Source organism: Paraburkholderia flagellata, from assembly GCF_021390645.1.
Classification (GTDB): domain Bacteria; phylum Pseudomonadota; class Gammaproteobacteria; order Burkholderiales; family Burkholderiaceae; genus Paraburkholderia; species Paraburkholderia flagellata.
This window is the reverse complement of sequence record NZ_JAJEJT010000003.1, coordinates 1436801-1452922: the sequence shown is the minus strand read 5'-3', so window position 1 is coordinate 1452922 and position 16122 is coordinate 1436801. Positions and strand designations below refer to the sequence as shown.

Here is a 16122-nt window from a genome sequence, read left to right as displayed (position 1 = left end):
GGCAGTTATCCGGCATGACCACCGTTGCGGACGCCATTGCCCGTGAAATGATTGACCTGCCCGGTACGACGCGCCGGGTCGCACGAAGCCAGCGTCGATGCGGGTTTCGTCAGCGCGGATTTTCCCTGGAATAAATTTAACGGGCAAGCATTTATTCAGCGTGAATCAACGGGATTCGGCAAGGTAGCGCGCTTCGCCTTCTTCAGCATCCGAGGTCATGATGACGCGATTGCGTCCCGCCGCCTTCGCCACATAGAGCGCAGCGTCGGCCCGCACCATCGCGCTCTCCAGCGTATCGGCCGGCACGAACTTGCCAACGCCTGCGCTGAGCGTGCAGCGCACGCCTTCAGCGGACGAACGCTCGACGGCAAGCCTCAGCGTATTCGTCAACGTCGCTGCGTCGTGCTTTTGGGCGTAGGCGAACAGGATCGCGAACTCTTCGCCGCCCAGCCGTCCGAACAGATCGCACGACCTCAACTGGCCGGCGACGACCGAGGCGACGTGCGTGAGGATGCGATCGCCCACCGCGTGGCCAAAGCCATCGTTGATGGCCTTGAAGTTGTCGATGTCGAGAATCGCGATCGACAAGGGATCGCCCTTCTCCCGCGCCTGCGAAAGCAGGACTTGCGCGCGGGCGATGAACGCACGGCGCGTGAGTGCGCCCGTCAGTTCGTCGATCGTCGCGAGCTTTTCCATTCTTCCAAGGAGCCGGTCGTGAGCGAGCATCACCATGCCGATCGCCACGCAGGGCGACGTGAGGATCGCGAGCCCGAGCAGCGCCACGTTCCAGGGCGACGGCTGCACAAACGAAAGTGACGGCGCGGCGCCGAAGACAATCGCGCCAATTCGCGCGACATAAACGAGCGCACCGGTCCCGGCGGCCACGGCGATGAGCCAGCATGCGTAGCGCGTGCCGTCCCGCGAGGCGTGCCGAAGCGCCAATGTCCCCACCGCGAGCCGCCCATAGATCAGGCCCAGCGACATGAGCACGCCCCTCGCGTCGACATTGGGCGACACCCACGTGAAATACACGATCGCGGCACATATCGCGACAAGCGCCGCGGATTCCGCGACCCACACGGCACGCTCGCCGAAGAACTGACGCGTGCCCTGCACGAGCAGCACCACGGCGCTCAAGGTCGCGATCGAAGCGCCGACGATCGTGATGCCGCCAGCGCGCGGCCCCGAGACCACGACCCAGGTGGAAGCCGCGGCCAGCAGCGCATAGCCCAGACACCATCGGCCCACGCCCGGCAGGGCGGTTCGAATCAGCGAACCCAGGATGGCGACGCTCATCAGGCAGGATACGATCAAGATCCCGAATAGTGCGAAGGCGCTGAGCATGAGAACGGGCTGGGCAACGAAGGAAGAGCGTCAGGACGCGCGGGGCGGCGCTCGATTAGTGAAAGCAAATTGAAAATATTTTCAGCCGCGCGTCGCGCAGGTCTCGCGAGTCACGCATGGCGCATAAGCGTCGGGACATATCGTATCGCAGGATTCGCCTGGATCATGCATCTGCACGGAACCCTCGACGGATCGACGCTACACTAAACGGCCCCTGCGGACTCTACGGACGAGGTATCTTCCATGCCAGCACCTGACACCCGCCGCTCACTTCGACTCTTCTGCGCCTTGCTTTGGATGGTTTTCTGGCTAGGCGGCTGCGCGGGGCTGAGTCAAGACCCGCTGCGCGTCAGCGTGGCGGGGATCGAGCCGCTACAGGGCGAAGGCATGGAGATGCGCTTCAATGTGAAGCTGCGCGTCCAGAATCCCAACGACGCGCCGGTCGAATTTAGCGGCGTGTCGCTGCAACTGGATCTCAACGGTCAATCGTTCGCCAGCGGCGTAAGCGATCAAAGCGGGGTCGTGCCGCGCTTCGGTGAAGCGGTGATCGTCGTGCCGTTGACCGTCCCGGCATTCGCCGCCGTGCGCCAGGCTTTCGCCTTTGCGGGCAGTGCACAGGCCGGCAGCTTTCCCTACGAAGTACGCGGGCGCCTGGCAAGCGGCATAGGCGGTGGCACTCGCTTCGTCGACCACGGCAAGCTGTCGCTGCCGGCCGGGGGCCCGCTCGGCCCGTGACGGCGCGGCCGCCGCAGGGGTATGCCGCCGCGGCTTGCATTCACGGGCCGGCAATACACGGACACGACAAAGCCGCATAGAATAGCCCGATTGCCGGTACTGGGCACCCCCGTACGGAACCACGATGACGACGCGAGACGCAGATCCGCTAATGAACCCGGCCCCGGCGGTCAGCACCGACCCCGCTACGCTGATCGCCTTGCTCAACGAGGATCTGTGCGCGAGCCGATCGTTGCACGAACTCTCGCTGCATCTGCTGGTGGAGCATCAGCCGGAAGCACTGTATAGCCGTATCGTCGAAGCAGCCCGGCAACTCCTCGGCTCCGACTTCGCAAGCCTGCAAATGTTGTCCGGTGCCGAGCACGGGCGCGAGCGGCTCGACCTCATTGCGTATTGCGGCTTTACGCCGGCCGCGGCCGAACACTGGCGCGTCGTCCATATCGACTCGACAACGAGTTGCGGAGCCGCCTGGGCGCGCGGCGAGCGCGTGATCGTCCCCGACGCGGAAGCCTGGCCTGAGTTCGCCGGCACGGTCGACCTCGACGTATTCCGCGAGACCGGCATCCGGAGCATGCAGACCACGCCGCTGCGCGCCCGCGACGGCAAGCTGATCGGCATGCTCTCCACGCATTGGACGTTGCCTTATGCGCCAGGCGCACGGCAGCTTCAGCTCTTCGACATTCTGGCGAGCCAGGCGGCCAGCCTCATCGAGCGCACGAAAGCCGAGGCGCTGCTGCGCGAGCGCGAAGCGAAGCTCGCACATGTCGACCGCATGAAGGATCACTTTCTCGCGACGCTCGCGCACGAACTGCGCAATCCGCTCGCGCCCATCCGCAACGGCTTGCAGATCCTGCGCGCGAGCCCCGACCCGCGCGACGGGAAACACGTGCTCGACATGCTCGACCGCCAGCTCGGCCATCTCGTGCGGCTCGTCGACGACCTGATGGAAGTGGCGCGCATCAACAACGGCACCATTGCACTGCGCAGGCGGCGCATCGATATCCACACCGTGCTGGAAACCGCGCTCGACCTGAGCCGGCCAGCCATCGAGAATGCGCGGCATACGCTCACTGTGAGCGAGGCGGCTGAGCCTTTGCATCTGCATGGCGACGACGTGCGGCTCGCCCAGGTCTTTGCCAATCTGCTCAACAACGCGGCGAAATACACGCCTGAAGGCGGCCGCATCGACATTGCCGTGGAACGCGGCCTGGAACGCGTCGTCGTGACGGTCGCGGACAACGGCATGGGCTTCACGCAGGAGGAATCGCCCCTGCTCTTCACGTTGTTCGGACGTCTGCATCCGGAGCGGCACACGGACGGACTCGGCGTGGGGCTCGCGTTGTCGAAGAAGCTCGTCGAACTGCACGGCGGCACGATCTCGGCAGAGAGCGATGGGAGGAACCTGGGAAGCCGCTTCGTCGTTTCACTGCCTGTCGACCGGGCTTTCGAGCAAGCCGCGCCTAATGGCGCGGCGGCTGCCGCCGCCAACCTCGACGGCAAGAAGGTGCTGATCGTCGACGACAACCGCGACGCCGCCGACAGCCTCGGCGAACTGCTTGAAGTACTCGGTTGCGAATGTGCCGTATTTTACGATGGAAAAACGGCGCTCGATTCGCTGGAACGGACCGCGCCCGCGATCGCGTTCATCGATCTCGACATGCCGGGTCTGGACGGCTGCCAGTTCGCGCGGCGGGTGCGCGCGCGGGCGGACTTGCACGGCTTGTACCTGGTCGCGCTCACCGGCTGGGCCCAGGACAAGGACACGCTGCGCAGCGCGCAGGCCGGCTTCGACCGGCACCTCGCGAAACCCGTCGGCCTTGACCAGCTTACCGCCGTCCTGGCATCCGCACGCGCCTAAAAGCCGCTGATAAATCGCTGACAACCACGCCAGCGCCCAGCACGCCAGGCGCGCGGCACGCTTCCTGCGCTACGACTCTCGACCCGCCTGCTGCCGGCTCACTACGCTGCGCAGGCCCACGACCGACGAGGGGACGCGCCATGGCAGATATCGATCGACTTGCGGCTGAATACGGCACGGCACGCGCCGGGGAGCCGCCATATGGACGTGCACGCGCCGCCGTTTCCTGGAGCGCGGTCGTGGCCGGCGCGGTGGGCATGGCCGCCTTTTCCCTCATTCTGCTCACGCTCGGCACAGGCCTCGGCCTTTCGTCCCTCTCGCCATGGCCCGGCAGCGGCGCGCACGCCAAAACCTTCGGCGTGGCGGCCATTATCTGGATTTGCGTGACGCAAGTGATGTCCGCCGGGCTCGGCGGGTATCTCGCCGGGCGGCTGCGTCGGCACTGGCCCGGCGTCGGCACCGACGAGACGCACTTTCGCGACACCGCGCACGGCTTTCTTGCCTGGGCACTCGCCACGCTCCTCACCGCCGCTATCCTCACGTCGGCCATTTCGGGGCTGGCGCGCGAGGGCGTGAGCGTGGGCGCGCAAAGCGCCGAACGCATGGCGAGCGGCACCGGCGCGCTCAACCGTGGAAACGCCCTTGCCGCCTACAGCACCTGGCCCATGGGCTATCTGATCGATGGCATGCTGCGCCCGGCCGCAGGCGCTGCGGCACCCGCCGCTGCCGGAGCTTCAGGCGCTTCGGACACCTCGGGCGCGGACCAGGTCTTCGCGACCGCGCAACAGAAGCAGGAGATTGCGCGAATCTTCCTCAACAGCCTGCCTGCCGGCGGGGCGCTTTCGCCCGACGACAGCGACTACGTGGCGCGCATCGTGGCGCAAAAAACGGGGCTCGCGCCGGCAGATGCCCGCGCCCGCGTCACCACCACCTGGTCGCGCTTGCAGGAGAAGGCGCAAGCCGAGGAAAACGCCGCGCGCGCCGCGGTGGAAACGGCCCGCAAGGCGAGCGTCCACGTCACGCTGTGGCTCTTCATCTCCCTGCTGATGGGTGCATTTGCCGCGAGTCTTATGGCGACGATCGGCGGCAGGATGCGCGAGTTTTGAGGCGATTTTTATCCACACGGCAATGACGCCAATTTCCGAACCGTCAGGAGGCTGACATGCGCTCGATACTTCTTTATCTGCTCGGCGTTCCCATTCCGATCATCATTCTCATCGCGCTCTTTTGGCATTGACGTTACGACGTATTTGCGGTCGGCGCGCTTGAGATATTGGTCGGGGCACTGATTTTGCGGCACCACGAACGCGCGCGTCGTCAATCGCGCGACACGCCAGGCTTTTGGATAAACACACAGGAGAACGAATCATGGACACGAGACACGCACACGCCATCGCGAACAAGGTCGCCGGTGAAGCGCAGCATCTGACCGGCAACATGCTGGGCGACCCCGCCATGAGACTCGCCGGCAAGGCCAGGGTCCTCTATGGCAAATCGCAACAGGCGTTGAACAATGCCGCCGACGCCACGCGCGACAACGTCGCCGACAAGCCGATGACGGCGCTCGGACTCGCCGTCGCCATTGGCTTTGCGCTCGGCGCGGCATGGGCCTTGAACCGCAACAGAACTGAAGACGAGGAAGATCAGGACGCACGCAGCGGCGTCACGACTGCTCGATGAGCGTCTTGATCCGCTCGGCCTGCCCGGCATCGACCGGGTTGTAGACGATCATGTGGAGGTCCGGCCGGCCATCGACGGAAAACGCCGACTGCTCCAGCGCGATCAGCCCGAGCGTGGGATGGTGCAGGCGCTTGACGTTGTCGGCTTCTGCGTGCGTGAGCACTTCGTTGTCGCGCCACAGGGCGTCGAACTCGGGGCTGACGCTGCACAGTTCCTCGACGAGTTCACCCACTGCCGAAACGAGGCCAGCGCGCGCAACGTCGGCCCGGAAGGCGCCCACCACGAAGCGGGCCACGCTGTCCCAGTCGTGCTGCTTGGCGCGCACGTCCGGGTTGCAGAACAGGAAGCGCAGAATGTTGCGCTGGCCGGGCGGCAGCTTGCCGTAGTCGGTCAGCACGATGGCGGCGGCGCGATTCCAGGCCACGACTTCCCAGGTGGCCGTCTTGACGATGGCCGGGCTGAAGCGCAGCGAGTCGAGCAGGCGTTGCAGCCGCGGATTGACGCCGTCCACGGGCTTGTAGCGCACTTCGGGCGGCCGCCCGAGCCCCAGCATGAAGAGGTGCTCGCGCTCCGGATCGGTGAGCAGCAGCGCGTTGCAGATGCGCTCGAGCACCTCCGGCGAAGGCGCGCCGCCGCGCCCCTGTTCGAGCCACGTGTACCAGGTCGGACTGATGTTGGCGCGCTGCGCGACTTCTTCGCGACGCAGCCCCGGCGTGCGCCGGCGGCCGCTGAAGCCGAAACTCGCGGGGTCGAGGCGCGTGCGGCAACGCCTCAGGAAGTCGCCGAGCGACCCCGCCGAATGGATCGGCATGGAGAGCCTGTTAGTCATCTTAATATGATGAACTCACTACTTTAACGGTATAGAGAATTTGGAGATAGTACGCCAGTCATGACCCAGGAGAGATGACCATGCGTATTTTTCTGACCGGCGCGACCGGCTTCATTGGCTCGGCGCTCGTGCCGGAACTCATCGAAGCCGGTCACGAGGTGATCGGCATGACCCGCTCCGAGGCGGGCGCACAGGCGCTCGCCAGCGCAGGTGCCCGTGTGCATCGCGGCACGCTGGAGGACCCGCAGACGCTGCGCAGCGGCGCCGAGCAGGCGGACGCCGTGATCCATACCGCCTTTGATCACGACTTCTCGCGCTTCGTCGAGAATTGCGAAAAAGACAAGCGCGCCATCGCGGCGCTCGGCGCCGCGCTCGCCGGCTCCGATCGACCGTTGCTCATCACCTCCGGCACGGGCATCGGCAGCGGCCCGCACGGCGCGCTGGCTAGCGAAGATGTCCTCAATACGAGCCACCCCAATCCGCGCATTGCGTCTGAACTGGCCGGGCAAGTGCTGCTGGAGCAAGGGCTCAACGTGGGCGCGGTGCGGCTGCCGCAGGTCCACAACCCGCTGCGCCAGGGGCTCATTACGCCGCTCGTCGCGATCGCGCGTGAAAAAGGCGTTTGCGCCTATGTGGGCGACGGTGAGAACCGCTGGCCGGCCGGCCATTTGTCCGACGTCGTGCGCCTGTACCGGCTCGCCGTGGAAAAAGGGCAGCCCGGCGCGCGCTATCACGCGGTCGGCGAAGAAGGCGTGAGCAGCCGCGAAATCGCCGAAGCGCTGGGCCGCGGGCTCGGCCTGCCAGCCGTTTCGATCGCACCGGAGGACGCGGCCGCGCATTTCGGGTGGATGGGTATGTTCGTCGGCATGGACATGCCCGCTTCGAGCGCGCTCACCCAGGCGCGGCTCGGCTGGCGCCCGACCGGCCCGACGCTCATCGCCGATCTGAATGAAGCACGCTTCTCCGAGGTGTGAGCTTCAGGTTGCGGGGTCGCGTCGCGCGTCATGCGCGCGCAACACCTCGGCGAATCTGCCCGGTTCCCAGTCCTCGCGCAGCGCGCGCTGCATGAGCGCCTGCTGGCTTTCTGGCGCGAGGCCGCCCACAGGCGGGTCGCGGTCGAGATTGGTGGGAAACGGATAGCCCTCCGCGCAGGATGCGATGGCCGCAACGGTCGCGAGTTCGACTGCGGCGCCTGCGCGTCCTTTCCTTTGGCGCTCGTACAGCACGGGATAAATCGCTTCGCACATGCTCGTGCGGTCGAGCGCCTCCATTGCGCGACCCATAGCCGATGAAACTTGCAGCAGGTTCGCCATGCGCTGCACGTCGGCTGTACGGTTCGCGCCCGCCGCATGAAAGAGCGCGGGATTGAAGAATATGGCGTCGCCCTTTGCGAGCGGCAACTGCACGCAATGCGCCTCGAAATACTCGCGGAAATCAGCACGCCGCCATGCAAGATAGCCCTCAGCATAGCGCTGCGAGTACGGCAAGAGTTTCGTCGGTCCGCTCTCGACCGGCATATCGCTGTGAGCGACAGCCCCCTGGAGCGTGAGGAAAGGCGATACGTGATGCACGTGCGCCGGATAGCGTTGCGCCTCCTCGATAGTCTGGAATCCCAGGTGATAATCGCGGTGCGCTTCTTGCGCCGCGCCGCCAGGACGCACGACGTTGACCTGCGAGGTCATCTGATAGCACGGACCGAGCCACGCCTCGCACATGGCCATGAGCGGCAGGTTCGCGAAGTAATCCACAAATACGGAGGGCGCTCTGAGGCAAAGCTTCTGTTGCGCATTCCAGATGCGGTCGTTCGCGCCTGCCTTCGCAAAATGGTCCGCACCAGTCGTGCCCTTCTCCCGCTCGTCGCGAATGATGGATTCGAACACCGCGGTCGCGTCGTCCACTGGCTGCGTGTTTGCGTAAGCGCGTTCGAGCACCAGCACGCCAGCGCCGTCGCGCAGCACGTACGCCCACTCGGCCTGCAACTGTGCGCGCTGCATCGCGTCGTCAAGTACGGTCTGGAGTGCCTGGCAGTCGTACACCGGAATGCGCTGCCGCACATCGCTCGCGAAACGCAACGGGCGTCCGTCGTCGCGCAGCCGGTTCACGAATGCGTCTAGCGAACACTCTCGCTCGGCGTACCATTGCCGCCCCAAATCCGCCACAGGTGTCTCGTGCTGATTCATGCGTGTGCCTCCGGTTGGACTCAAGCATAACGTTGGCAGCCGGCGCCGTGGATACCAAAAATCTATCAAAAACACATCAGCCAGGCGAATGCGTCGCTGCGCGCACACGTCACGCCAGCGGAAACCCATCCTTGAACGTCTGCCGCAGGAATTCCGCAAAGTGCTTGACCGCACGCGGCACCTGCGCCCCATACGGCCGCACGACGTGCAGTTGCGAAGCGTACGCGCCCACCGGACGCCAGTTGGGCAACAGCACCACAAGCTTGCCCGCCTGCAGCGCCGCCTGCGCGCTGAAGTCGGGTAGCAGCGCAATGCCGAGATGTTCGAGCGCCGCGTCGCGCAGTGCTTCGCTGTTGTTCGCCGAGAATGGGCCGTTCACCGTTACCGTCTCGCGTGCGCCTTCCGCGCGGCGGCCAGCTTTTTCGAACGACCACACGCCCGCACCCAGCGCACGTGGATAGAACAGACAGTCGTGCTGCGCGAGATCGGCGGGCGTTTGCGGCGTGCCGCGCTGCTTGAGGTAAGTGCGCGTGGCGACGATGACCGAGCGCGTGTCGCACAGCTTCCAGGCCACGTGCGTTTCGGGCACCTGCGCGCTATGGCGGATCGCGAGATCGAACCCTTCGGTCGCAATCGAGGTAAGCCGGTCGGAAAGCTCCAGTTGCACGCGCACTTCGGAATGGGCGCGCGAAAACTGCGCAAGCCGAGGCACCAGTTGCTGGCGCGCGAAGGCCACGGGCGCGGTGACGCGCACGGTGCCGCGCGCCACATCGGCCATCTCGCGCACGCTTGCAAAACTCGCGGCGATGCTGTCGAACTGCGCACGCGTGTCTTCCACGAGGCGCAGCCCTGCTTCCGTGAAGCGCACGCTACGCGTGGTGCGCTGCACAAGCGGCACGCCCGCCACTCGCTCCAGTTCGGCAATGCGCTGGCTCACTGCCGCCTTGCTCACGCCCAGGCGCGCCGCCGCTGCGGTATAGCTGCCCTGGGTGGCGAGCACATTGAGCCAGTGCAAATGCGTCCAGAGTGCCTCGACTCGCTGCGTATCCATGAATGAAAGTCCGCGTCAAAACTCGTGATCCCCGCGCCGATACTAGCATGCCGACTGCGCATCTTTCACAGACTCCGCGAGCGATTGTTCACAACTGAAAACAATCAATTCAGCGACAGAGTCTTTCCCGGCCCCTGCGGTCTCCGTAGACTGGCGGCACGCAATCACCAGACGAGGAGATGACATGCAGGCCTACACCGATTCCGCAGACGTGATCCACTTTATCGGCGGCAAGACCGAACGCGGCGCGGGCGACCGCACGCAAGCGGTCTTCAACCCCGCGACCGGCGCCGCCGCGCGCCGTCTCGTACTGGGTGAAGTCGCCGACGTGGACGCCGCCGTGGCGAGCGCGAAAGCCGCGTTCCCGGCCTGGCGCGACACGCCGCCCATTCGGCGCGCGCGCGTCATGCTGCGTTTTCTCGAACTGATGAACCGCCATAAGGACGAACTCGCGGCCATCATCACGGCCGAGCATGGCAAGGTGTTCTCCGACGCGCAGGGCGAAGTCGCGCGCGGCATCGACGTGATCGAGTTTGCCTGCGGCATTCCGCAACTGCTCAAGGGCGACTACACCGAGCAGGTTTCCACGGGCATGGACAACTGGACCGTGCGCCAGCCGCTGGGCGTGGTAGCCGGCATCACGCCGTTCAACTTCCCCTGCATGGTGCCGTGCTGGATGTTCCCGGTGGCGCTCGCAGCGGGCTGCACGTTCATTCTCAAGCCTAGTGAGCGCGATCCCTCGGCCTCGCTTTTCATGGCGCGTCTGCTCAAGGAAGCCGGCCTGCCCGATGGCGTATTCAACGTTGTGCAGGGCGACAAGGTCGTGGTCGACGCCCTCCTCGCGCACCGCGACGTGAAGGCTGTGAGCTTCGTGGGCTCCACGCCGATCGCGAACTATATCTACGAGACCGGTGCGAAGCACGGCAAGCGTGTGCAGGCGCTGGGCGGCGCGAAGAACCACATGGTCGTGATGCCCGACGCCGATATCGAACAAACCGTGGATGCGCTGATCGGCGCGGGCTACGGGTCGGCCGGCGAGCGCTGTATGGCGATTTCGGTGGCGGTGCTGGTGGGCGACGTGGCCGACAAGATCGTGCCGCGCCTCGCCGAGCGCGCCCGCACGCTGAAGATCAGGAACGGCATGGAAGCCGACGCGGAAATGGGCCCGATCGTCACGAAGCAGGCGCTCGAACGCATCGAAGGCTATATCGCGACCGGCGTGGAAGAAGGCGCGACGCTCGTGGTCGACGGGCGCGGCCTGAAGGTGCCGGGCCATGAAAATGGCTTCTTCACCGGCGGCACGCTGTTCGACAACGTCACGCCTGAAATGCGCATCTACAAGGAAGAGATCTTCGGGCCGGTGCTCGCCTGCGTGCGCGCAAAGGACTTTGCCGAAGCGGTGCAACTGATCAACGACCACGAGTTCGGCAACGGCGTGGCCTGCTTCACGCGCGACGGCAATGTGGCGCGCGAGTTCGGCCGCCAGATCGAAGTGGGCATGGTGGGCATCAACGTGCCGATTCCGGTGCCGATGGCATGGCACGGCTTTGGCGGCTGGAAGCGCAGCCTCTTCGGCGATATGCACGCCTATGGCGAAGAAGGCGTGCGCTTCTATACAAAGCAGAAGTCGATCATGCAGCGCTGGCCGGAAAGCACCGAAAAGGGTGCCGAGTTTTCGATGCCGGTGGCGAAGTAACGACTGTTGGTGAACGAAAAAAGCCCACTTCATCGTGGGCTTTTTCTATGGTGGCGCGGACTTACAACTGCCCCCGCCGGGAGCAGATCTGAGCGATCCGCGCGATCGCGGAAGGTTCTCTCGCGCCCGGCATATTCTGCAGGATGCACTCGTGATATGCCTTCTCGCGCGGCAACAGCATTTCGCCATTGCGATACAGCGCGTAGCACGAGCGCTGGATATAGTTCGATGCGGCCTCATTGCGGGCGTCGCGCAATCCAGCCAGCATACAATCATCATAGGACGACTGACCATCTGCCAGCGCGGCGTGCGCGCAGAGCAGGCCGACCAGACTAATCGAAGTCCGCAGGGCGGAACTCCATCGAAGATGCCTTGTCATGACTTTCCTTATTATGATTTTCGTCTGTCTGCGTGAGTTTGCGTGGCACAAACACCGAGCCTCGCTGTTGCAGCAGTGTATCAAAGGACGTCATTCATGCTTCGATGGAGGCGTCATCCGCGAGTAACGCCGCGCGGGCTTTCAAGCGCTGGCTAGTCAACGAAATGGATGGAGACGCCCCATGACGGATACCGCTTCGCCGCGCCGCAAGCGCACGGCGCGTTTCGTGGAGATCGCGCAAGCCGCGGGCGTGAGCCCCGCCACCGTCGACCGCGTGCTCAACGAGCGCGGCAGCGTGTCCGCCGCGATGCGCGCGCGTGTCGTAGCTGCCGCCCGCCAGCTCGGCGTGCCGCGTGTGTTGCCCGAAACGTATCACGGGCTCGTACATATCGACGTTTTGCTGCCGCAAAACAGCGCGCCGTTCTTCCAGCGGCTGACACTGTGCCTCGAACGCTCCATGCAAATGCTCGACCGGCGCATCGTGCTGCATCGGCAGTTCCTGCCCGAAGCCGACGACGACGTCATCACGCGCGCCATCCTGAAACCGAACTACAAACGCGCGGGCTTGATCGTCACCACGCACGATACGGCGGCGGTGCGCGACGCACTGCGCACCGTGATCGTCCAAGGCGAGGCCGTGGTGACGATGGTCACCGATATCGATGCGGTCGAGCGTGTGCATTACGCGGGCATCGACAACCGGCTTGCGGGCCGCACGGCGGGCTATTTCGTCGGGCGCCTCGCGAAAGCGCCAGGCCGCGTGCTGCTGATCTGCTCGCGCAAGGACTATCACGCGCATATCGAGCGGATCAGCGGATGCCGCGAACAATTGGCCGAATCGTTTCCGCACCTCGTTTGCGACGAGGAAGCCGTGGAATCGCTCGATGACGTGGACCAATGCCATCGCGCGGTGCTCAAGTCGCTCAAACGCGGCGACGTGGTCGGCATCTATAACAGCGGCTATGCGTCGGCGGGAATCGAGGCCGCGTTGCGCAAGGTGGGCGCGGCGGGAAAGATCGTGTGGGCCGGCCATGAAATGCTCGACCTGCACCGCCAGTACATCGAGCAGGGAACGATGGACATCGCCATCGACCAGGACCCGGACGGGCAGGTCATCTCAGCGCTGGAGCATGTGCTCAACGCATGCGGCGTGCTCGAAACGCCCGCGCCTCCGGGGCCGGTGGAGTTCCGGATTTTCTGCTCGGCGAATGTGAGGCGCAATCCGTATCTGGGCGTTGGGAATTGAGTTTCCCGTTTCAGGCGGCGGCACTTTCGCGCGCAGCTTCCTTTACGACCTCTAGCCACAGCTCGCGTATCCAGTCGCGCATGAGCAGCGATTCGCGCCAGCGGTCGGTCGTGTCGTTGCCGTCCGGACCGATGATCGCGTAAGGCTGCGGCCCGAGCTCGCAGGTGAACGCAAGCGTATCGTCCGCGCCCGCGCGCTTGCGCCACGAGTGAAAGCCATAGCGCCACCAGTCGAGAAAGAGATCCACCCATTTGCGGTGCGGCGCGAAGGATAGCTCGATCTGCACCTGTTCGCGGCTGGCCACGCGGCCATGAAAAGCCCAGGAAGCATCGAGTATGCGATGCATGAGCGCGTGATTCTCCTCCGATACCGGCCATGCGAACTCGCGCCCCACGAGGTAGTGCGAAATATCGCCGAGCAGCTTGAGGTCGGGCCGCGCGTCGAGCAGATCGAGCATGAAATACAGGTCTGTCGTCAGGCGGTCGCGATGCGTTTCGATGTAGACGGGTATGCTGACCTGCTCGGTCAGGCGTTGCCAGCCGTCCAGTAACGCGAGCGCCTCGCGCTGCGTGCGTGGGCGCACGTCGGGTTGAAGATCGACATGGTGCAGGCCGAATTCAGTGGCAAGTTCAAGCACCGGCTGCAAGTCGTCGACGGTCGTGGGGAAGCACTGGCCCTCGGCCGCCAGCCCGTATGATTTGCGTAGTTCGGCGAGGCGCTTTACGTCCTCGCGATTCGTGCAATGCGCGCTCACGCCGTCGAAGCCCGCTTCGGCGATCATCCGCACGTTTTCTTCGAGCGTGCGCTCGTAGCCATCGGTATGGCGGCGTTCCATCGACCAGAGCGACTGGAACACCAGGAGTCGTTGCGCCATCATGTCTCCGTTTTTCGTATCAAAGCAGGCTCTTGAGCTTGACCTCGGGGTTTGCCGCGCATCTGGCAACTGCGCTGGCGTCTCCGTGATCCGGTTGGCTGCTTCGTCGGATCAAACATAAGCGGCGCGCCAGTCGCGCTCAATGGAAATCTTGATGAAATTTCGTCAATTTATGCCGAGGTGGGCATGCTCCGCGTGCTGCTCTTCAGCGCCGAGCATGCGCGAAATATCCGCGACGAGCGCATCTACCGCCACGCGCACCTTCGACGGCATATGCCGCGCCTTCTGCCGCACGACGTGGACTTCGTCGCCCATCACGCTCTTGCTGTCCATGACGAGTTCGAGCCGTCCGTCGCTCAAATACGGGCCCATGAGCCAGCACGGCAGCCACGCGAGACCGGCGCCGGCGGCGGCCGCATCGGCAATCGCCAGCAGGTCGTCGAAGCACAGCCGCGACGCGAGCCGGCACTCCTCGACTTCACCGCCCGGGCCGCGCACACGCCACGCCGGAGTCTGCCCGGCGCGGCCATACGCGATGCCGGTATGCGTGGCGAGCGCGGCGACGTCCGCGGGCTTGCCGTGCTGCGCGAGATACGCAGGCGACGCGCAGATGCCCATCCGCTGCACGCCGAGCCGGCGCGCGACGAGCGTGCCGTAATCGGGCAGCGTGCCGATGCGCACGGCCAGATCGAAGCCGTCCTCGACGAGATCGGCCACGCGGTCGCTGAACGAGAGTTCGACATTCAGACGCGGATACTCCTCCACGAGCCGCCGCACCACGGGCGCGACGCACTGGCGCCCGAACAGCACCGGCGCACTGATCCGCAAACGCCCCGAGGGCTCGCGCCGGCCGTGATCGAAGGCGGCTTCCACGGCGCTCAGTTCGCCCAGCACGCGGCGGCACTGCTCGTAGTAGGCGTGGCCTTCGTCGGTGAGGCTCAAACTGCGCGTGGTCCGTTGCAGCAGACGCACGCCCAGGCGCTGCTCGAGCCGCGCGACGATCTTCGCGACCGCCGAGCGCGTCACGCCAAGACGCTCGCCCGCGGCAGCGAAACTGCCCGCGTCCACCACGTCCACGAATTCGGCCACGCCGCTCAGGCGATCGTCCATTGCTTGACTCCTTTTGTATCCCTTGCGGCGACAACGAAGGTCCAGAATCTCACCAATGTCGCCGCACAAGCAACACTATCATAGGTGCTCCCACTCGTACTGGAGCAGTCATGAACGCATGGAAACTCAAGGCCGGCAGTGGCCATGGCGCACTCGCGCGCACCGACTTCACGCCGCGCGCGAGCGGCCCGCATGACGTGGTCGTGAAAATTCACGCGGCGTCGCTCAACTATCGCGACCTGATGTTCGCGCGCGGCGATTACCTTGGACTCGGCGACGCGCCGCTCGTGCCGGTCGCCGACGGCGCGGGCGAAGTGGTCGAAGTCGGCGCGGCCGTCACGCGCTTCAAAGCCGGCGACCGCGTGATCAACACCTACTTCCCGCATTGGGTGGATGGCGCGCCCGCACCCTGGAAAGTGCGCGAAACGCCCGGCGCACAATTCGACGGCGTGCTGGCCGAGCGCTTCGTCGCCACGGAGACCTCGCTCGTTTCGATTCCCGCACACTTGAGCTACGAGGAGGCCGCGACAATTTCGTGCGCCGGCATCACGGCCTGGAATGCAATCTTCGTCGATGGCGCGGCGCAGCCCGGCGCGACCGTGGTGCTGCTCGGCACCGGCGGCGTATCGATCTGGGCGCTGCAACTCGCCCACGCGGCGGGCTTGCGGACCATCGTCACCTCGTCGAGCGACGAGAAGCTCGAACGCGCGCGCTCGCTTGGCGCGAACGAGACGATCAATTATCGTTCGCACTCCGAATGGCAGAACGAAGTGCTGAAGCTCACACGCGGCGAAGGCGCGGATATCGTCGTGGAAGTGGGCGGACGCGATACGCTGCCGCGCTCGGTGGCCGCGGCGAAGATGGGCGGGCTCGTTTCGATCATCGGCGGCGTGACGAGTTTCGCGGGCCCCGAACTCGCGCTGCTTCCGGTGATCGGCGGCTTCAAGCGGCTGCACGGCCTCATGGTCGGCAGCCGCACGATGCTCGACGACGTCACGCGTTTCATCGCCGCGCAGCAGATTCGCCCCGTGGTGGATCGCGTGTTCGGTTTCGATGAAGCGCCCGAAGCTTACGCGTGGCTCGAAGCCGGCAAGCATTTCGGCAAGGTGGTGATACGCGTGGCCTAATAACAGGCGCGCA

Annotated in this window: 15 protein-coding genes; 8 read left to right on the top strand and 7 right to left on the bottom strand. The window is 65.1% G+C overall.

Going from position 1 to position 16122, the window contains the following annotated elements:
- Positions 1-165: 165 nt before the first annotated feature.
- Positions 166-1296, bottom strand: a complete 1131-nt coding sequence (locus L0U83_RS30270) for a GGDEF domain-containing protein (RefSeq protein ID WP_308445084.1) — start codon at positions 1294-1296, stop codon at positions 166-168.
- 345 nt (positions 1297-1641) lie between these two features.
- On the opposite strand from L0U83_RS30270, the gene L0U83_RS30265 reads away from it, so the two are divergent.
- The 4 genes from L0U83_RS30265 (at position 1642) to L0U83_RS30250 (ending at position 5617) form a co-directional block, all read left to right on the top strand.
- The gene (locus L0U83_RS30265) at positions 1642-2079 is read left to right on the top strand and encodes an LEA/WHy family protein (RefSeq protein ID WP_233887943.1); all 438 of its coding nucleotides are present in this window, start codon (positions 1642-1644) and stop codon (positions 2077-2079) included.
- A 151-nt stretch (positions 2080-2230) separates the two neighbouring features.
- The gene (locus tag L0U83_RS30260; RefSeq protein WP_233887795.1) at positions 2231-3937 is read left to right on the top strand and encodes a hybrid sensor histidine kinase/response regulator; all 1707 of its coding nucleotides are present in this window, start codon (positions 2231-2233) and stop codon (positions 3935-3937) included.
- A gap of 140 nt (positions 3938-4077) precedes the next feature.
- Positions 4078-5043 (top strand): hypothetical protein, encoded by a 966-nt coding sequence (locus tag L0U83_RS30255; protein WP_233887794.1) that lies wholly within the window; start codon positions 4078-4080, stop codon positions 5041-5043.
- A 262-nt stretch (positions 5044-5305) separates the two neighbouring features.
- Positions 5306-5617, top strand: a complete 312-nt coding sequence (locus tag L0U83_RS30250; RefSeq protein ID WP_233887793.1) for a CsbD family protein — start codon at positions 5306-5308, stop codon at positions 5615-5617.
- Here L0U83_RS30250 and L0U83_RS30245 read toward each other — a convergent pair.
- A complete protein-coding gene (locus L0U83_RS30245; protein WP_373321132.1) occupies positions 5601-6446 on the bottom strand; it encodes a helix-turn-helix transcriptional regulator in 846 nt (281 codons plus the stop codon). The genes L0U83_RS30250 and L0U83_RS30245 overlap by 17 nt on opposite strands.
- Before the next feature lie 80 nt (positions 6447-6526).
- Here L0U83_RS30245 and L0U83_RS30240 point away from each other — a divergent pair, with 80 nt between their 5' ends.
- Positions 6527-7420: an SDR family oxidoreductase gene (locus tag L0U83_RS30240; protein ID WP_233887792.1), complete on the top strand. Its 894-nt coding sequence runs from the start codon at positions 6527-6529 to the stop codon at positions 7418-7420.
- A 3-nt stretch (positions 7421-7423) separates the two neighbouring features.
- On the opposite strand, the gene L0U83_RS30235 is transcribed toward L0U83_RS30240, so the two are convergent.
- Together L0U83_RS30235 and L0U83_RS30230 are read right to left on the bottom strand one after the other, a co-directional pair.
- Positions 7424-8626 (bottom strand): phytanoyl-CoA dioxygenase family protein, encoded by a 1203-nt coding sequence (locus tag L0U83_RS30235; RefSeq protein ID WP_233887791.1) that lies wholly within the window; start codon positions 8624-8626, stop codon positions 7424-7426.
- A 109-nt stretch (positions 8627-8735) separates the two neighbouring features.
- Positions 8736-9677 (bottom strand): LysR family transcriptional regulator, encoded by a 942-nt coding sequence (locus L0U83_RS30230; RefSeq protein ID WP_233887790.1) that lies wholly within the window; start codon positions 9675-9677, stop codon positions 8736-8738.
- Between the two features lie 184 nt (positions 9678-9861).
- Here L0U83_RS30230 and L0U83_RS30225 point away from each other — a divergent pair, with 184 nt between their 5' ends.
- Positions 9862-11373: a CoA-acylating methylmalonate-semialdehyde dehydrogenase gene (locus L0U83_RS30225; RefSeq protein ID WP_233887789.1), complete on the top strand. Its 1512-nt coding sequence runs from the start codon at positions 9862-9864 to the stop codon at positions 11371-11373.
- Positions 11374-11434: 61 nt separating this feature from the next.
- On the opposite strand, the gene L0U83_RS30220 is transcribed toward L0U83_RS30225, so the two are convergent.
- Positions 11435-11752, bottom strand: coding sequence for a VF_A0006 family four-cysteine protein (locus L0U83_RS30220; protein WP_233887788.1), 318 nt, complete (start codon positions 11750-11752; stop codon positions 11435-11437).
- A gap of 181 nt (positions 11753-11933) precedes the next feature.
- Here L0U83_RS30220 and L0U83_RS30215 point away from each other — a divergent pair, with 181 nt between their 5' ends.
- A complete protein-coding gene (locus L0U83_RS30215; protein WP_233887787.1) occupies positions 11934-12998 on the top strand; it encodes a LacI family DNA-binding transcriptional regulator in 1065 nt (354 codons plus the stop codon).
- 10 nt (positions 12999-13008) lie between these two features.
- Here the strand turns inward: L0U83_RS30215 and L0U83_RS30210 are convergent, their stop codons facing one another.
- Both L0U83_RS30210 and L0U83_RS30205 read right to left on the bottom strand, forming a co-directional pair.
- Positions 13009-13872, bottom strand: coding sequence for a sugar phosphate isomerase/epimerase family protein (locus L0U83_RS30210; RefSeq protein WP_233887786.1), 864 nt, complete (start codon positions 13870-13872; stop codon positions 13009-13011).
- Positions 13873-14037: 165 nt separating this feature from the next.
- Entirely contained in the window at positions 14038-14982 is a 945-nt protein-coding gene (locus tag L0U83_RS30205) for a LysR family transcriptional regulator (RefSeq protein WP_233887785.1), read from the bottom strand.
- Between the two features lie 110 nt (positions 14983-15092).
- On the opposite strand from L0U83_RS30205, the gene L0U83_RS30200 reads away from it, so the two are divergent.
- Positions 15093-16109, top strand: coding sequence for a zinc-dependent alcohol dehydrogenase family protein (locus tag L0U83_RS30200; RefSeq protein ID WP_233887784.1), 1017 nt, complete (start codon positions 15093-15095; stop codon positions 16107-16109).
- Positions 16110-16122: the final 13 nt, after the last annotated feature.